Annotated in this window: 26 protein-coding genes; 2 read left to right on the top strand and 24 right to left on the bottom strand. The window is 47.0% G+C overall.

The features are described 5' to 3' along the window. Positions 1-2 precede the first annotated feature (2 nt). The 23 genes from ACINLD_RS02185 to ACINLD_RS02075 all read right to left on the bottom strand — a co-directional run bounded on the left by ACINLD_RS02185 (position 3) and on the right by ACINLD_RS02075 (position 13,646). On the bottom strand, positions 3-140 hold the full coding sequence (locus ACINLD_RS02185; protein ID WP_142246159.1) for a hypothetical protein: 138 nt from the start codon (positions 138-140) through the stop codon (positions 3-5). A gap of 41 nt (positions 141-181) precedes the next feature. Continuing rightward, entirely contained in the window at positions 182-631 is a 450-nt protein-coding gene (locus tag ACINLD_RS02180) for a phage tail assembly chaperone (protein WP_026586596.1), read from the bottom strand. A 158-nt stretch (positions 632-789) separates the two neighbouring features. Continuing rightward, a complete protein-coding gene (locus ACINLD_RS02175; protein ID WP_026586595.1) occupies positions 790-1,233 on the bottom strand; it encodes a phage tail tube protein in 444 nt (147 codons plus the stop codon). 1 nt (position 1,234) lies between these two features. Continuing rightward, complete coding sequence (locus ACINLD_RS02170) at positions 1,235-2,581, bottom strand: phage tail sheath family protein (RefSeq protein ID WP_077736996.1); 1,347 nt, start codon at positions 2,579-2,581, stop codon at positions 1,235-1,237. Next, positions 2,581-2,796 carry a hypothetical protein gene (locus ACINLD_RS02165; protein ID WP_026586593.1) on the bottom strand — a complete coding sequence of 72 codons (216 nt, stop codon included), beginning with the start codon at positions 2,794-2,796 and terminating at the stop codon, positions 2,581-2,583. Before ACINLD_RS02165 ends, ACINLD_RS02170 begins: the two co-directional genes overlap by 1 nt. After that, a complete protein-coding gene (locus ACINLD_RS02160; RefSeq protein WP_026586592.1) occupies positions 2,797-3,237 on the bottom strand; it encodes a hypothetical protein in 441 nt (146 codons plus the stop codon). It abuts the gene before it with no gap. 12 nt (positions 3,238-3,249) lie between these two features. Continuing rightward, the gene (locus ACINLD_RS02155) at positions 3,250-3,738 is read right to left on the bottom strand and encodes an HK97 gp10 family phage protein (RefSeq protein ID WP_077736997.1); all 489 of its coding nucleotides are present in this window, start codon (positions 3,736-3,738) and stop codon (positions 3,250-3,252) included. Further along, positions 3,735-4,091 (bottom strand): DUF3599 family protein, encoded by a 357-nt coding sequence (locus tag ACINLD_RS02150; RefSeq protein WP_026586590.1) that lies wholly within the window; start codon positions 4,089-4,091, stop codon positions 3,735-3,737. Before ACINLD_RS02150 ends, ACINLD_RS02155 begins: the two co-directional genes overlap by 4 nt. Continuing rightward, complete coding sequence (locus ACINLD_RS02145; RefSeq protein ID WP_077736998.1) at positions 4,088-4,462, bottom strand: DUF3199 family protein; 375 nt, start codon at positions 4,460-4,462, stop codon at positions 4,088-4,090. Before ACINLD_RS02145 ends, ACINLD_RS02150 begins: the two co-directional genes overlap by 4 nt. Continuing rightward, complete coding sequence (locus tag ACINLD_RS02140) at positions 4,456-4,632, bottom strand: YqbF domain-containing protein (RefSeq protein WP_142246132.1); 177 nt, start codon at positions 4,630-4,632, stop codon at positions 4,456-4,458. Before ACINLD_RS02140 ends, ACINLD_RS02145 begins: the two co-directional genes overlap by 7 nt. 5 nt (positions 4,633-4,637) lie before the next feature. Then, positions 4,638-5,573 carry a phage major capsid protein gene (locus tag ACINLD_RS02135; RefSeq protein WP_077736999.1) on the bottom strand — a complete coding sequence of 312 codons (936 nt, stop codon included), beginning with the start codon at positions 5,571-5,573 and terminating at the stop codon, positions 4,638-4,640. A 17-nt stretch (positions 5,574-5,590) separates the two neighbouring features. Beyond that, positions 5,591-6,439, bottom strand: coding sequence for an XkdF-like putative serine protease domain-containing protein (locus tag ACINLD_RS02130; protein ID WP_077737000.1), 849 nt, complete (start codon positions 6,437-6,439; stop codon positions 5,591-5,593). A gap of 7 nt (positions 6,440-6,446) precedes the next feature. Next, on the bottom strand, positions 6,447-7,958 hold the full coding sequence (locus ACINLD_RS02125; RefSeq protein ID WP_077737001.1) for a phage portal protein: 1,512 nt from the start codon (positions 7,956-7,958) through the stop codon (positions 6,447-6,449). A 3-nt stretch (positions 7,959-7,961) separates the two neighbouring features. Next, positions 7,962-9,257 (bottom strand): PBSX family phage terminase large subunit, encoded by a 1,296-nt coding sequence (locus ACINLD_RS02120; protein WP_077737002.1) that lies wholly within the window; start codon positions 9,255-9,257, stop codon positions 7,962-7,964. After that, positions 9,254-10,060 carry a terminase small subunit gene (locus ACINLD_RS02115; protein WP_077737003.1) on the bottom strand — a complete coding sequence of 269 codons (807 nt, stop codon included), beginning with the start codon at positions 10,058-10,060 and terminating at the stop codon, positions 9,254-9,256. Before ACINLD_RS02115 ends, ACINLD_RS02120 begins: the two co-directional genes overlap by 4 nt. A gap of 116 nt (positions 10,061-10,176) precedes the next feature. Then, positions 10,177-10,680: a sigma-70 family RNA polymerase sigma factor gene (locus tag ACINLD_RS02110; RefSeq protein ID WP_077737240.1), complete on the bottom strand. Its 504-nt coding sequence runs from the start codon at positions 10,678-10,680 to the stop codon at positions 10,177-10,179. Positions 10,681-10,794: 114 nt separating this feature from the next. Beyond that, positions 10,795-10,998, bottom strand: coding sequence for an XtrA/YqaO family protein (locus ACINLD_RS02105; protein WP_026586582.1), 204 nt, complete (start codon positions 10,996-10,998; stop codon positions 10,795-10,797). Continuing rightward, the gene (locus ACINLD_RS02100; protein WP_026586581.1) at positions 10,995-11,339 is read right to left on the bottom strand and encodes a hypothetical protein; all 345 of its coding nucleotides are present in this window, start codon (positions 11,337-11,339) and stop codon (positions 10,995-10,997) included. Before ACINLD_RS02100 ends, ACINLD_RS02105 begins: the two co-directional genes overlap by 4 nt. Before the next feature lie 93 nt (positions 11,340-11,432). Further along, positions 11,433-11,603, bottom strand: a complete 171-nt coding sequence (locus tag ACINLD_RS02095; RefSeq protein WP_201278492.1) for a hypothetical protein — start codon at positions 11,601-11,603, stop codon at positions 11,433-11,435. Next, on the bottom strand, positions 11,603-12,403 hold the full coding sequence (locus tag ACINLD_RS02090) for an ATP-binding protein (protein ID WP_035428014.1): 801 nt from the start codon (positions 12,401-12,403) through the stop codon (positions 11,603-11,605). Before ACINLD_RS02090 ends, ACINLD_RS02095 begins: the two co-directional genes overlap by 1 nt. Beyond that, positions 12,303-13,109 (bottom strand): ArsR family transcriptional regulator, encoded by an 807-nt coding sequence (locus ACINLD_RS02085; protein WP_077737005.1) that lies wholly within the window; start codon positions 13,107-13,109, stop codon positions 12,303-12,305. The genes ACINLD_RS02090 and ACINLD_RS02085 overlap by 101 nt, the downstream gene beginning before the upstream one ends. Beyond that, a complete protein-coding gene (locus tag ACINLD_RS02080; RefSeq protein WP_410206905.1) occupies positions 13,106-13,411 on the bottom strand; it encodes a hypothetical protein in 306 nt (101 codons plus the stop codon). Before ACINLD_RS02080 ends, ACINLD_RS02085 begins: the two co-directional genes overlap by 4 nt. Before the next feature lie 28 nt (positions 13,412-13,439). Then, complete coding sequence (locus ACINLD_RS02075) at positions 13,440-13,646, bottom strand: helix-turn-helix domain-containing protein (protein ID WP_410206956.1); 207 nt, start codon at positions 13,644-13,646, stop codon at positions 13,440-13,442. A 190-nt stretch (positions 13,647-13,836) separates the two neighbouring features. Between ACINLD_RS02075 and xre the strand changes: the two genes are divergently transcribed. Further along, positions 13,837-14,193, top strand: coding sequence for an HTH-type transcriptional regulator Xre (gene xre, locus ACINLD_RS02070; protein ID WP_026586577.1), 357 nt, complete (start codon positions 13,837-13,839; stop codon positions 14,191-14,193). A 227-nt stretch (positions 14,194-14,420) separates the two neighbouring features. Further along, positions 14,421-15,029 (top strand): ImmA/IrrE family metallo-endopeptidase, encoded by a 609-nt coding sequence (locus ACINLD_RS02065; RefSeq protein ID WP_410206955.1) that lies wholly within the window; start codon positions 14,421-14,423, stop codon positions 15,027-15,029. A 33-nt stretch (positions 15,030-15,062) separates the two neighbouring features. Here the strand turns inward: ACINLD_RS02065 and ACINLD_RS02060 are convergent, their stop codons facing one another. Further along, a complete protein-coding gene (locus ACINLD_RS02060; RefSeq protein WP_410206904.1) occupies positions 15,063-15,692 on the bottom strand; it encodes a poly-gamma-glutamate hydrolase family protein in 630 nt (209 codons plus the stop codon). Positions 15,693-15,759 lie beyond the last annotated feature (67 nt).

The raw sequence follows: 15,759 nt of genomic DNA, 5'->3' as shown, positions 1-15,759 counted from the left end.
GATTATGTACCTCCTTTCCGTGCTTCTTTTTCCAAGATGTCAAGCTTGTAGCTGATCAAGCCGTACAATAAAGCTTTAAAAGGTTTTGGCGCCTCATAAAGCTCGAGAAGCTCGGATGGAGAATAATGAAGGTCATGCATCGCAAAATAGAGATACACCGCTTCTTTATTCCCATCCTTGATCAGTTTTTTGCTTCTTCTTCCAGGTCTTCGAGATCGTCTTCAAAGCCGTTGATTTCAATCGCCTTATTGAGCCAGTTTGCGTATTCTCCGCCGACGGAGAGAACGCGTTTGGCGACTTCGACAGGATCGGCTGTTTGATATGCGTCTCTTAATTCTTTTGAACGGAAATCAGGATAGATGGTGGATTCGATCGCAATTCTCGCATAAAAACGCTGGGTGTCGAGGTCTTTGACACGGCCTCTGCCTTTGATGTTTTTATATGTTGTATTTTCTTTTTCCAGCTCATCGATTCGCTCTGTTGTAATCGGCTTGAACACAAACGGAATGACATTGCCCTTTTTATCAGCGAACCGCTTGGAAATCGGCACTTTTATTTCCTCGGCTTCAACGGTTTGGCCAGGCATAAAAAAGGAAAGATCGTATACTTTTTCTTCTTGTTTTTCGCTCATGGTTGATTGCTCCTCCTGAATTTTCATTTCTGCACAATAAAAAGCGCCCTCGGATGAGCGAGAGCACTTGGTTAAATATTCCTGCCGATCTGTTTCTATGGCAGGACCGGCGAACGTGCTTCATTAGGTGCGACCAGCACCTTTAAGCCTGTTTTTATTTAAAAGGTGTCTTTCAGCTTTTCCGGCACATCAAAATCTTCAAATGTGAACGGAACTTCTTCTTCAAGCGCCTCTGAATCGACATCAAGGCTGGCGATTTTGGCGGAGTCGAAGTTCACGTCATACAAGGTGACGCGTTCTGTTCCGCGGCCTGACGACTGGTCGTCAAGGACGGCTTGAAGAGTAAAATACGGATCATCGCCTTTTTTCACATAGTTCATCATTAAAGTGACGAATTGAGACGTTACTTTATAGAAGGTCGCCGTTCCTGTACCATTTGCGCCTGTTGTTTTATGGCCGGTCATCCGGCGTCCCATGATGTTGACTTCCGCTTTATTTTTTTCAACATTCGCCTCAAATGTTTTAATGTGCGCCATTTCCTCACCGTCAAGAAAAAGGCGTCCTTCTTTTCCTGAAATCGTGTTTTGCGCTTTTAATGCCATATTATTTTACCTCCACATTAAAGTAGAATTTTTCCGCTGCATCAACCGGCTGAATGGCTGCATCGATTAAAAATCCGTCGCGGTCTTCGTTCAGTGCAATGGCAATGTCGTTTTCCGAATCAAAACCGGAAATGCCGCCCGCTTCCTGAAGCGCCGTCATGTATTGGATGATCAATGTTTTGACATACTGCAATCCGTCCTCGGAAGCGGGAATGTCGCTGCCGCTTGCTTTACGGGCTTTGATTAAAGTCTTCAATTCACGGGTCAAGTCGTTGTTCACCCCGTCGAGGACGCGGATGATTTTGTTTTTCGAAAATTTCTTGTTCTTTTCCGCCGTAAAGCTTGTTAAAGAGTTGATGTCTTTTTCGACGCTGACCGATTGATCGCGGGCGTCAAAGGTAAATAAGAACTCGCCTTTTTTGAGGCGCTCAATCACCTGGTCTTCGTCCAGGCGGTCAAGAACGTCAACAGCACCTTCGTATTCGACAAAGGTTAATGACTGATTAAAAGTCGCGCCCGCGCTGGCTCCGGCCACCCATGCCGTTGCTTTGTCAGGAGTGATTTCCGTGCCGTCTTCAAGGACGACGCCTCCTGTCACATTTATGATGCCTTCATGATCAGCGGCATAATTGGCGACAACACCTTGAACTTTTTGGCCTTGTTTGTCGCGCAGACGCTTAATGAAAGCTGCAAATGTCGCTTTCAGCTGCTCGTTGTCAGCGACAGGCAAAGCGATCGTATGAAAATATTCTTTTTCGGCAGCATCCAAAAAAGCCGTGTAATCCGCGACGCTTGCTGTACCGTTTTCACCGCCGGACAGCGCCGTGCCGGCTGTCAGCTCAAGTGCGCCTTCACCTTGAAAAATGACATAAGCATTTGCCGTGAGCTCTGCACCTGTCGTAACGGTCTGGCGGTCTGCTTCATCTGTACCGACAAACGTCGTCACATCATATTTTTTTGGATCGAGAACATTCTCGGAAATGCGGATGGATATGTTATTCCCTTTTTCACCGCCGTATTTTGCAGTGACCGTCAGTGTTTCGCCAATTTGAGCTTTGGCTGGAACACCTGTATTTAATCGGTATAAAAGGACCGTCTCCGCGTTTTTCTTCGCTTCGCGGAATAACAGAAGAGACGGATCATCAATGTTCAATCCCACTTTTTTGTTTAAATCCTCGATGCTTGAAATGGCTGCGAATGTTTTCGGCTCTCCCCAGCTGGTGACAAGAGGAAGCGCCACAGTGCCGCGGTTTCCGAGAGAGACCCGTTCCTCTGCTGTCGTTTTGAAATTAAAGTAAATGCCGGCACGCTCTTTTTCTTTGCCTGGTGTGAATGTTCCGCCGTTCATTAATTGATGACCTCCTTGGCTAAAAATGTTTGGATAAGCTGACTTGCTTCGGTTTTTGCAATCTGTCTTTCTTTCACATGAAAAAGAGCACCGTCAAGCACTTCCGGCTTTACACCGAAAAGCTCTTTCGCGTGCTCCCGCAGATCCTCAATGTAAAAAAGCGCTTCCTGTGGCGCCTTTTTTGCTGCTGATTTCGTCTTTTTGCTGACTGTCAATTATTTCACCCCGTTTGTCACATCAATTGTTTCAAGTGAAGGCTGAGCCTCTCTTTTATACCAGTAGCGGCTGTTCCATTGCACAATAATGGAGGCCGTCCCGCGATCCCCGATCCTTGTCTCGATTCTGTTGATTCTCAAGCTTTCCCCGGTGCCGGCGCCCGACTGATCAATCAGCGGGATCATATGACGTGCCTCTCTTACGGCGTCTGCGATCCGTTCCGCTTGATCGAGGGCCGCTTGTGAGTCATGATGAAACAGTCTGACATTCAAGGTGAACACCTTCTTGAACGTTGAGACTGTATCATTTTCATCAAAGACACGAGGAGGCGGAAAATAAAGCGACGGGATTTGAAAATGATCGGGAACTTCTTTTTCATAGCATACCGCAGGAAATGTTTGATAAAAGAAATTCATGACAGATCCCGTTTCATCGTTCACATCATCACCTCCTTACAAGGAATCGAGCCAAGTTTCCAGCCTTTCAGACAGGCGTTCTTCAAATAAACGCGCAAATATCGAAAACGCGTGCTCCCAATAGCCTGTCCCTTCCACCCATTTGCGTTTCAAGGCCATACCGGCCGTTGATCCGGGATCATAGAAAAAGCGGCCGCCCTGCCACCTTCCGGGAATCCACCTGATTCCGTCCTTTGCTCCTGTCCAATGGCCGTCATTTACAAATGAGGCATACTCCAATTCAGTGCCTAGTTCAAGCGACAGCCCGCCGCTTTCTACTATCCAAATATTTTCCTCGGCTCCCCGCCGGAATGAGCGCAGCAGCCGGCCGGTATCAACAGATTCCGCCTGAATGATTTCCCGGCTGATGAGCTCTAAAAAATCGAGTCCGGCCTGTTCCAGCCAGGCGGTCGCCTGTTTCTGAAAGCCTCCGCTTGCCGCTTCGTCAAGCGCTTCTGACAGCTGTTTCAAGCCTGTGATTTTCATAGTTTTTCATCCCTTACTGCGAGCACTTCCCAATGATGATCTTTGATGTTTCGCGGTTTTTGCAGTGTGTAGCCGATACCGTTCCAGACGACTTGATCATGCAGACGGACATCCGCATCCCGCGGAAAATGCACCAAATAAGAATGATAAATGACCTGTTCCGGATCCTTTTGCACAAGCGACTGATTTTTTTCTGCAAAATAGCAGGGAACATCGACGTGATCAGGGGTTTCTCCGTATGTGCGAAGCGGCTGAAGGTCCGCCGCCGGAACGCCGTATTTCGTTTCCGGCGCCTGTTCTTTTTTGACGTGATAGATATCACAGCGGTCGCTCAATAAATGCCGGTAGCTCATATCGCACGCACCTTGAAGCGGGCGGATTCGTAATCGGAAATATATTCTTCAAGAAGTTTGTAAACATCCGGCTTCACCATGCCCCCGCCGCCGGAGAGGGTATAAGAATAGTCTCCTAACTTCTCGGATTGATAGCCCTTCATGAATGACTCATCACCGTTTTTTAACGCATGATACTGCGCCAGCTTCAGCAACGCGAGCCTTGCTTTTTCCGGCAGCGGCTGATATGTCTCATCAGTGAAAAGGTGGCCCGTGATCTGTCTGACATCTGCTTCGGCTTCGAGAATATCCTGGCGCAGCAACTCGGGAGAACGTTTTTTCACAGCCTCAAACACGGAATACTGGATGATATCATCAGGTGTGATCAGCATTTTCGTTCATCCTTTCCCGCCATCCTCCGGCGCGTTTCCTTCACTTCAAAGCATGGGTTTCCTTTTAAATACCTGTAAAGATCTCTGGAAATGGGCTGTTCTTCTTGAAAGCTGAACCTTATGCCTTTCACATCATATGTTTTGCCTTTTACGAGTCTTGCGCTATACATTGCAGCTACTCTTTCACATTCATGATTTTTGCCACGGCATCTTCTTCTTCGAATTTGCTGTCCAGTTTTGCAGTCAGGACGATGATAAATTTGCGGGCGCGAATGTCTTTATCAACTTCGATTCTGATATTCCGCGAGAAACCGAGAATAATATTTTTCGGATGCGTCAAAATGATGTCCGAAGCTTCTCCTGCTGCATCCCCTTCCCCATAGGTATACGGCTGAATGTTTGATACCCCTTTTACAGGCACGCCGAATGCGGTTGACAGCCCGCCTTGAACGGCCGCATCCCCGAGATTGGTCTGCCGGTCTGCGACGCGGTCCTTCCATTCCACTTCCTGACCGATCGATGTATAGAACCTGAATTCTTGGGGAACGCGCATGTATTTCGCAGGTACTGCTTTGAGCCCCTGTTTAAAAAGCTGGCGGCTGATTTGTTCGCCTCCGGCATCGACGATGTGGGAAACGGACTGCTTCCTGATGCCGTCAAGCTGGGCGAGATACGGATCGGACGATGTGACATCACCGTTGACAATCAGTTCTTCGATATCGACGGCGGCCCGTTCGGCCAGCATTTGCATCAGCGTATTTGTAAGACCGTCTTTTTCGATGTTGTTTTCAAGCGTGTCATACGTAATATTGACTTCTGCGATGACTTCTTTCGTGTTCAGCTGCACGGTGCTTGTCACAGGAACGGTTAATTGATCATCAGTCAGTGTTTTTCCTTCATCGGCTGCCCTTAAAATTCGCTGGCCGAATCCGATTTTTTCAAATTTCTGTGAATCGCTCTCCATTTGGATGACGCGTGATTCATTGAAAATCGTCGGCGTATTTTGCACCATGCGAATAAATGCGGAAGCCTGCGCCGGATTCATCAATCCTCCGCTTTTCAGCGATGCAAGCGACATTTCAGCTTTCTGAATAATATCTTGGTTTCTCATTGTTTTCCTCCTCTTAATTAAAGCAGTCCGCTCCAAATCGATTTTTTCACTTCTTCTGCTTCGCCTTTTTCATCTGCCGTCTGCTTTGAAGCGCCTCTCGTCTTCTCCAGTGCTTCAATGCGTGCAATAAGGGGTTCGAGCATTTTTTGGACGATGTCTTTCACATGTTTGTCAATGTCTGATTGCTCTTGATTTTCGTTTGCTTCCGTCTGTTCTTCCAATGCGTCAAGGCGCTTAAGAAGCGGGGCCAAGACAGATTCGATCGTTCCCTGGACTTCTGCTCGTTTCATTTCTTTTTCTCCCTCTCCCGTTTTTTGTTTATTTCCTGCGAAAATATGCTTAAACATCTGAATGAAGCTGCCCGCCTCATCGTTTTTTTCGCCGGGTGCTGATTGATGGTCAAGCGTTTCAGCGGTGCCGGCCATGCTGTAGCCTGTTATTTCTCCTTTTTTGATCTGCTCCCAGACTTCATCACACGCTTTTGTGACCAGAACCCAAGAGCCTTTGGCAATCGTTTCGCCGTTCACTTCAAAATCGGCCGGAGCGATATAGGATTCGACAACTTCGCCGACACCGCCCTGAAAATTGTGGTCTTTGTCAATCTTGCGGGCGTCTTTCAGAAAACCGTGAGCCGCTTTTTGGATTTCCTCAGCCGTCATGAAATCTTGGTGGGCATCGATGACATTCGGTTCATAGACCACACCGTAGACGAGCTTTTTTTCATCCTCCGCTTTTGCGATCAGCTTGACTTCCTTTTGAAAGGTCGGCGTTTGCTTTGATTTGGTTAAAAAGAATCTCTTTTGGTTGGCTGCCTTGTCGACATAACTGACGAAATTGATTTTTGCATTTTTCAGCTCTCTCGGCACGCAGTGTTCACCTCCTTTCAGGGCTGTTGTTGAACGACTCGATCATCGCTTTTAATTCGGGCAGGAGGCTTGCGATTTCAGAAGCTCCCTGAGTCTGGGCCTGTCCGGCTGCCGGACGGTTGTAAGCTTCTTCAGGCCATTCGTCAAGCGTTTTGCCGAGCACCCTTCCCGCCAGATCCCGCAGATCGTTCGCGGAAACCGCTCCCGCCTGAATAAAAGGACCAAGCACTTTTGCGATCTCCAGCGGGTCGCGAAAGTCTGGTCCTTTTAACTGCAGCCGGGCATGATGAATCCGCAAGTCGCGCAGAAACATCGTATTCAGCTTGCCGATCAGGATTTTCCGCTCCGGCTCAAAAACCTGTTCCTCGGTTATTTTGCGCGCTGTATCAGCCGTTGCCCTGTTATATTCATGGGCGTCTCCAGTGTAAAGCGGCGGAAGCCTGAAGGATGAACGGATTTTATTGCGGCTTTTTTCGTCATATTCAAGAAACAGCGCATCTTCCTGCAAGATTTCAGCCAGCGATTTGATCTCCACTTTCACCGGGGTAATATCTTGCGTCCCGTGGATATCTTTTTCTTGAGAAATGCCTTCCGCTTCGATCAAAAGAAACTTATGCGAATTTTCGACACCTTCCAAATCATTCATATATTCCTGCAGCTCTCTGTAGGAAGTCTCTGAAAGCATGCCGTTTTCGACCGTGATCACAGCCGGCACATGCCGCCCCTGTCTGAAATACATGTAGTTCAGTTCTTCCGCCTTCCTCGCGCCGTAGAGATTGACGATATTTCCGATCCATCGGGGAACACCGTAAACACCGCTGCCGATTTTAAAATGAACCGCTTCATTCGCCCTTTCTTCAACAGGCGTCTTCCGGTTAAATTCGCCTGTTGTCATATCCATGATGCGCGGGTCGCCGTACTCTTTGAAGTACACCTTTCTTCCGTCGATCATCTGAACATATTTGCGGAATTTTTTCTGCCTTTTCATTTTTTTCACGGTTCCGTTTTCTAAATAGGCAAACTCGATCTCGACCGGCTCTGTCAATCCGCAGACGCGCATGTTTTTCACATCAAGATACTCAATTCCCGCCGGCTGCCCCGCGCCGTTCCTTAACACTTCCAAAAAGCCGTTCCCCGTTTTTTCCCGGTCTTCTATCATATAGCCCAACACCGTTTCAGCCGATTCATCGAAATGAAGATGGCGGCAAAATTCCTCAAGCTTGCTCCAATCAGCTTCAGCCGCTGCTTTTTGCTCAGGTGTTACATCCGCTCCGTTAAAATCAAATGCGTATTCGGCTGAAAGCCCGAATCCGGCAATATTTGTCTTATAGGCATCAATACATTGCTGGAGAATGGAAGAATATTCGGCGATCATTTTCAGCTCCTTGAGATTGTATGGAGGCGCGAGAATGTCATCGCCGTAAATCTCCGAAAATTGATCTTCATAAATTTGTTTTGTCACAGGTCCCCGATACTGGGATTTCATGACCTTTGCTCTTACCATTTGCTGAGAAGTCATGTGTTACCTCCTTTTCCTGTTCGGACGTTGTTTCACATCCGGTTCCGCTTTTAAATCTGTGACTTCATAGTCATCGAGCGCGTACCATAAAGCGGAAAGAGTGTGCGGGTCAATCGTGAACCGGTCCTCTTTCAGGTGTCCGTCTTTATCCGCGGCATAGGTCAGGGGCTGTAATTCATAGATCGTATGGATGCAGCGGTCGGAGCAAAAGATTTTTTTAAACCGTTTGATTTTTTTCGTATATTGGAGGCGGGACCCCTGGAATTTGCGGGCGCCTATCATATTAAAACCGTTTTGCCTGAAATACTGGATGCTTTTCGGCTCGGCCGGATCGGCTTTAATGAGCTCCTGTGTGCCGCGGAGCTCATCAAGGTCCTTCGCCGTCATATCGTCTGTCAGCTTGTTTTTGTAATACTCCCAGTAAATATAAAGGTATTTTTGCTCGGGATCGATCACCGCACGAATGACGGCATTGTAGGATTCTTCAAACCCAAAGTCCATTCCGGTTCGCTTTAAAGGATTTGAAATGCGGTCGATTTGTTTCATGACCGTTTCATGCTTCATCACTTCAAACTGCGGCAAAACCCTTGTGCCGTTCACTCCAAAGCGGCCTTTCCGGGCAATCCGGTAAAGATCCGGATCATATTCCTTCATATCGTCAAGCTGCCTGATGTAGCTTTTCGGCAGAAACAAATTGTCCTCTGCCGTGGAATGGTGGTAATACGTATCACCCACGGTGACAATCCGCTTTTTATATAAGGCTTCGTCGTCCAAAATAAACCGTTTCTTCAGCTCATCTTTAAAAAAGTGTCTGTACGTCCAGCTGCCTTTGCTGACAGGGTTTGTCGTCAAGATCATATGGAGCTTCAAAAAAGGGTGGCGCAGCCGGCCGATCAGTTCTTTAAAGCCTTCATACTTCACTTCCGAACATTCCTCAATCCAGATCAGCGATATATTATTGATCGATTTCAATTTAGACGGATTGTCCATGCCTTTAAAAATGATCCGGCTCCCATTGGCAAACCTGATGTGCATCGGTGAAGAAACCGCTTGTACCGCTTTTTGCGCCCCCAGCTCCTCAATAATCGTTGAACATAATGAAAAGGTGGAATCGCGGTGTGTTTCAAACACCTCTCGCACAACCAACGCGGTTCGCTTTTCCTGCAAGAGCTTTAACATGATTTTTAATGCGGTGTGATAGCTTTTTGATGAACCGTAGCCGCCGACAAGGAACTGAAAGGTCTGCTCCCAGTTGAATACATAATCTTCAAAATGGGGATTGATTTCCTTCCTGATCAAACCGAATCACCTTTTCGGGTGATCAGCACTTCAACCGTACCGTCTTCAGCGTCTTTTTCCGCTTTTTGTTTGGCAAGCTTCAGCTTTTCTTTTTCGATTTTCCGTTTAAACGAATCCGGGAACAGGTCAAAGTATTGAGACAGCTTGTCCAGCGCCTTCATCTTGTCGGCCAGCTTGATCTTGATTCCCTCTTTTCCGAGCTTCGCTTCTGTGACCACTGTACCGTCGATGAAATCGGAGTGTTTGACATCGACAAAGCTGACCTCTTTCATGACGGGATTGTTTTCTTCATCAAAGATCGGCCCTGCTTTTCCGACAGCCTGCACTTCTTTCTTGCCGAATGTTACATAATCCGTTATATCTGCAAACGCGATTTTTACATAGACGTGAAGGACATCCATCGCCTCGACGAAAATCTCGCCCACCATGTCTTTTTTGATGCGCCTGATTTCTTCGGCAACCTTTTCGTTTTTAAGAAGACGGCAGCCTGTCACATGAGCGCTCGCAGGCGAGTATCCCGCTTTAACGGCGGCTTGAGTGGCGTTGAAGCTTTTGACATAGTAAATGCAAAACAGCCGCTGGCGCTCATTCAGCCCTTCACTGTGAATCAGGCCGGCATCTTTTCCCTTGCGTTTCTGTCCGCTGTTTAACGCTTCCTTCCAGCGGTCGCGGCTTTTCCAGGTGCTGATCTTTTGGTTTGAAACCCCAAGCTCATCAGCGATCGCCCGATTTGCAATGTTTCCTTCATATTTTTTAAAAAGCTCGAATGCCTCGTCTCTTTTCGGGTCTCTTGGCCTTGGCATCGCAGGTCTTCACCGCCTTTCTTTTGTAGCCTGTTATATTTGATCTTTCATTCGTGCGAACGTTTGTTTCCTTCTTTCACTTATAGGTGGCAAACGTATGACAAGTGTGAATGTTTTTATGCCAAATCATCCAGCGGTTGTTCAATTCGCTTTGCCATTTTTGTTTGCGCCCGTTTCACATTGGTTTGCACGGTTGACTTTTTGATGCCGAGCATCGCGGCAATCCGCTCATAGGAAAATCGCTCTACTTTATGTAAGATGAAGATTTCCTTTTCCCTTGCCGTCAGAACGGAAAGAGCCGCTTCAATCCGGGCTTTGTCAAACGGTGAAAGCTCCTGAGCCGGCTGGAATGTCATCCGTTCTGAAAAAGTATCGATCATTTGCGGGTCCTTGATCAGCATTCGTTTATAAGAATCCCGCCTGTCAATGGCCCGTCTGATCCCAGGCTCTCTGCCGTTCTCAAGCCAGGCGATCACATACTCCAAATCCGTGATCATGTTTCTGATCAGCTTCTTATCTTTCAGCTGTTCAGCCGTCAATTCATGTTCATCTTGTAATGGCTGATACAATTTTTTTGTCGCCTTCAATGTTCTTTTATATTGAAAAAGTAAATCTTCCATGTTCGGTTCCCTCCGTTTTTCGAAATAAAAAAGGACACCAATCAGCTGCAACCAGTGCATTCTGATCAGTGTCCGCAGGCTTTCCGTCTTGGACATCTTCCATTTTCGAATCTGCTAAAGTTTATATCCGATTTCAAAATCGACCCTGGCCAGGTCTCCTTTTCGCGTTTCCACAACCGTTTTTCCGTGCTCCGGGGCTTCAGTCTGCCATGCCGTTCCTTTGACTCCGTCAAGGACGATCACCGTCACCTTCCCCTTTGTGATGCGGCTTGCGAGAGATGTCTCCTCTAAGGAACGGATTTGTGTCGGGTGTTTCATTCTGATTCCTCCTCATGTTGTGTTTCCGCTTTTGAAATGACTTTATTTAAAACATGGATCAGCTTACCCTCGATCGACTCGGGGGCGGCCGGACCTTTGCTCCGCAAATAGGCAAGAGCCAGTTTTGATGCAGTCAACAGCTCTGGTGCCGCGGCGATTAAATGAGCATTTTTTTGTTGAGAAAATGCGGTGTAATCTGCGATTTGGGCGATGAGCCTCCCGTTTGAATACGGGAAGCGCTGTTTCTCCTGCTGACTGTATGCTGAATAAATGTATAAATCCGAGCTCGTTCTGACGATGCGCCATGGCGGCGGACTGTAAACTTGAGCTTCTTGTTTCACTTTTTTCACCTTCCGTCTTCCTGAAGCCATTTTTCAATTTGCGCCTCTTTTTTCGCTGCTGTCAGAAAAATGACAATCAGCGCATATAAACATTTAAGCACTCTGTTTCACCCTTGCTTTCATTTTGAGCATCAATGCTTCAAGCTTGTTGATTGTCTCCGTCAGATCGCCGCGTTTGTCCCGGCAGTTCGGACAGGCGGCGAACATTGTAGCGGAGCCGATCTGCCTGTGCACTGTTTTTCTTCCTTCACATAGTCGGCACATTAAAGCATTCCCTCCAGTCTATGATTGATGTCGAAAGCGTTCCCTTTCAGGATGACGAGAAAGTCCCGGCACATTTCTACAAGCCTTGTACCGAGCGCTTCATCAATCGCGATGATTTCTTCTATATCAAGCTCGCTTGAAAGCAAAATCGGCTTATGGTTCAAATATCTGTAATTGACGACCGCATAGGTTTGTTCAATCTGCCATTCCGTTGCCCTGGGCTTACCGCCGGCAGGCTTGAACAAATCATCGAGAAACAGAACTTCAACTCGCTTCATCCTGTTTAGCTTATCCTCAAGCAATGCAAAGTCCCGTTTTAAATCGTTGAATCCTTCGACAAAAGGGAAATAAAGGACCGGCACATAAAGCTTCTGCATCAGATGATTGGCTGCCGCCGTAAGCAAATGGGTTTTTCCCGATCCCGGACGTCCTAAAAGCGCGATGCTGTTTCTCCGGCTTGTTCGAATCTCCGGATAAGCTTGTCCATATTCAAGGGCACAATCATAAGCGTCTTGAACAGACGGATGCTTGCCTTCGGTCTTAAAATGTTCAAAACTGAGGGTTTTAAATGCTTCGGTAATCTCACTGGACTTTAAAAGCCTTTGCGCCCTGCGCCGTTCTCTGCAGGGGCATGCCACCCATACTTCCGTATCTCCGCGCCGCTCGATAAACCCGAGTTCGTCTTTGCACATGGGGCAGTCAAACCGTTTGCCGGCGAATTCGTCCGGTTTGGCCGCCTGTAATGAACGGCTTTTTTTTCTCAGTTCTTTCATGACATCGTCGATCGTGCGTCTGCCCATTATTTTCCCTCCTTGACCTTGTCCCGGCGCCTGACTCTTGCAGTCGATCCAGGATATATTTTTCACAGTAGCTGAAGACTTTGATCGTTTCCTGTTTGCTTTTTCTCCGTTCTTCATACTCGAGAAAGCATTGTTCAAGCCATTTGATTGTTTGCGGCAATGAGACACCGCGGGCGACAATCCGGGCGATGGCTTCATAATCCCTCTGTGCAGGCCGGACATCCCTTCCTTCCTGCAAAGACCTGAGAGCTGCGAAACGTTCAGCAACCGCCTGAATTTGCTTTTGTTTTGTTTTCATCTGTATAACATCTTGATTAGATCGGACAGGTTTGCCGGTATCACTAGACTCATTTGTCCGTTCCGCAGACTGTGAACGGACATTTCGGGCCAGCCATTTTTTCGAATGTCTGACAGACAGAATCAAACCGTAAGGAGCCCGCGTCACAGCAATGTAACCGCTCTGTTCGAGCTGGGAAAGCCACCTTCTGATCGTTTTTTCATTCACACCGAATACGGCGGCGAGCTCCGACGCTTTCAGCGGCTTATTTCCGAGCACAATTCCCCATGTGATGCCTTCTTTTTCAATTTCTTTCGTCGTTGAACTGATGCACCATAAAAACAGCCAGATGGCGCTGCCGATTTTGTCGTAATGCTTCCGGTTTAAAATGCCTGAATAAATCGGGAACGGGTAACTTTTTTCAGTCATCGGCCGCCTCTTTCCGCTGTAGAGGCACTCTCTCGCTTGAGCATCACATATCGCTCATATTGGTCTTTCGTTTCAAATTGAAACACCGGCGTTCCGTCCTTTGTAAATGAGATCGATCCGCCGGCTTCTCCAAGTCTCCATTGGTCAAACCGGTTATTGCTGTATGGAATGGCAATCGCCTCCATGCTGTATCCCCCTTCTACGGCCCCTGCTTTCGCCTTCCATATCGGCTGCCGAACGACAGCCTCCCGCGGATAACCATAGGCCCGGATTTGTGTAATCATAGGATGTTCGAGATTCATCACATCGCCTTCTTTCCTCATGTGTTCATTAGATACATTTTGTATCAAGAATAACCTGAAAAAGATCGGGAAAAAGCTCACGATCCGAAACAGCATAGAGTTTTTCAAACTTCAGCATCGTTTCTCTGCCCGGATTTCGTGCCCCATTTTCGATTTTGCGAACATAGACCTCAGATATTCCCAATCGTTCGGCCACTTGCTTCCGAGTCCATCTCCGCCTTAAGCGTTCTTCCATTAAACGTTTTCGCAAATGTTTTCACCCCGCTGTTTTGATACAATTCGTATCTGTATGTCTATGATTATAATTGATACATTTATTATCATCAATACTTTTTTGATACTTTTTTTATCATTTATTTCATTCGATACATTTTGTATCTATAATGGGTATTATAATGACGAAGTGAAGGAAGCGAGGTCATTCTATGCTGGGCGGCAGACTGAAAACCTTAAGAGGAAAACGGACACAGGAAGAAGTTGCGAAACAGATTGGCGTATCACGAGCGCGCTATTCCCATTATGAAAACGGAAGAAGCGAGCCAGACTACGAAACATTGAAAAAACTGGCCGATTACTATAAAGTGACAATCGATTATTTGCTGACAGGTGCGGAAAAAAAGGAGCCGCTTCAAGACAGCCTTGATGACCCCGATCTTCAAATTGCCTATCGGGACATGCGGGAATTTTCCCCTGAAAGCAGACAGCAGGCGATTGAGTTCATTCAATATTTGAAGGAAAAAGAAAAAAAACGGCAGCCTGAAGACAAACAAACGGATAAATAAGGTATTTTTATTAAACATTCCCTGATGAGCGCCGATTTAATGAATAAGACCTGCATCAAAAGGGAAAGATTTGCTCAGGCGGTTTCTCATGATATATAGTATAATCTGCATGTGTATTAAAGCCCCTTAGCCGGGCTTTTCTTTCCCGCTCAAAACAGAACATTCGTTCGAAGGGGTGTCTCGCATTGGAATTTTATTTAACCCATCTTGAAGAATACGTCAAAAATATGTATCTAAAGTTTGGTTTTTTCGAACCGCAGCACATCGATATGAACAGAGTCGCAGCGGGGCTTAATATTTGGATTCACTATGAAAATATGGACAGCATGATGATCAAGCATGACGGAATGTACAGCATCATTCTTAACAGCAAGCTCTCAAGACAAAAGCAGTGGGAGGACTTCGCACACGAGCTGTGCCACGTTTTAAAGCATGCGGGAAATCAATTAAACATGAACAAAATGTTCAGGGAGCTTCAAGAATTTCAAGCCAATCAATTTATGTATCATTTTTGCGTGCCTACTTTCATGCTCTTGAAATTGGATTTTCCCGAACTGCGCTGCAATGCCGTGAAAATGGTTGCCGACCTGTTCAATGTAACAGACGAATTTGCCGCCAAACGAATCGAACTATTTGAAAAACGCCAGACCGGAATCGAGTTCCACAAAGCGTGGACGGACAGCCTGAAAATCGCAGGAGAGCATGCTGAAGGACGGGATCAAGAAGATGAATTGACACGCTATAAACGGGAAACCAGGCGCCCATACGCCGCCCGAAAAAGCGCTGAAAAGCTGCTTGCGGCTGAAAGGCAGCCAGCATATATGCTGAAAAAGTGACGGAGAAAGCCGGCAGAAATGCCGGCTTGCGGATCATCGATACACTTTTTCAATCCCCTCTTTTATCGCTGCTATATAACGGAAAAACACCTCGTTCTTAGACGCTTCCCTTCCCTTTAAACTGAAACGCCCGAACATCGCCTTTCGCTGGGCTGTGCTGATTTCTAATTGCACGCTTAAACCTGTTTTGCACCGATTGTTGATGCTCGCAGGATTCGTCCCCGACAGATAGGCGTCTGCCGCCAGGAGTTCAGCGGAAAACCCGTGGTTGTGTAATGCTTCGGCAAAAATACGGGCCCGTTTGTGATCAGTCCCGCCGACCAGCGTCCGGCAAAGAGAGGGTTCTTCATAGCCGTGCAAAGCCAAAATATAATGGTGTCTCTCGGCCATTTGCACGGCAAGCGGGTCATCAAAATGGGCGCTTGTAACGTGAAGCTCTTTGTTGCCGGATCTTTTCAGCCCCTCAAGCAGATAAACGGAAAAATCCGCGGCCAAACAGCGGACGATTTCACTGATCCCCGGCTCAATCCCCCCTCCGTGCGGAGCCATCACAAGCAGACCGCTTTCTGATACCCTTGAAAAGACCGTATAATCGATCCCCTTCTGTTTATTTTTCGACAGCTCTGTAAAACTGGCGTATTGGTCTGTCAATCTGTGTTTCATCGTTCTCCCCGGAATGTCTGTTTTTCAAGTAGTTTACCCGCAGTCACTAAGTTTGTAAATTACAATT

Source organism: Bacillus sp. z60-11 (genome assembly GCF_046464135.1).
GTDB lineage: Bacteria > Bacillota > Bacilli > Bacillales > Bacillaceae > Bacillus > Bacillus sonorensis_A.
Note: the sequence above shows the minus strand (reverse complement) of the source record. Positions and strands in the feature narration are given on the sequence as shown.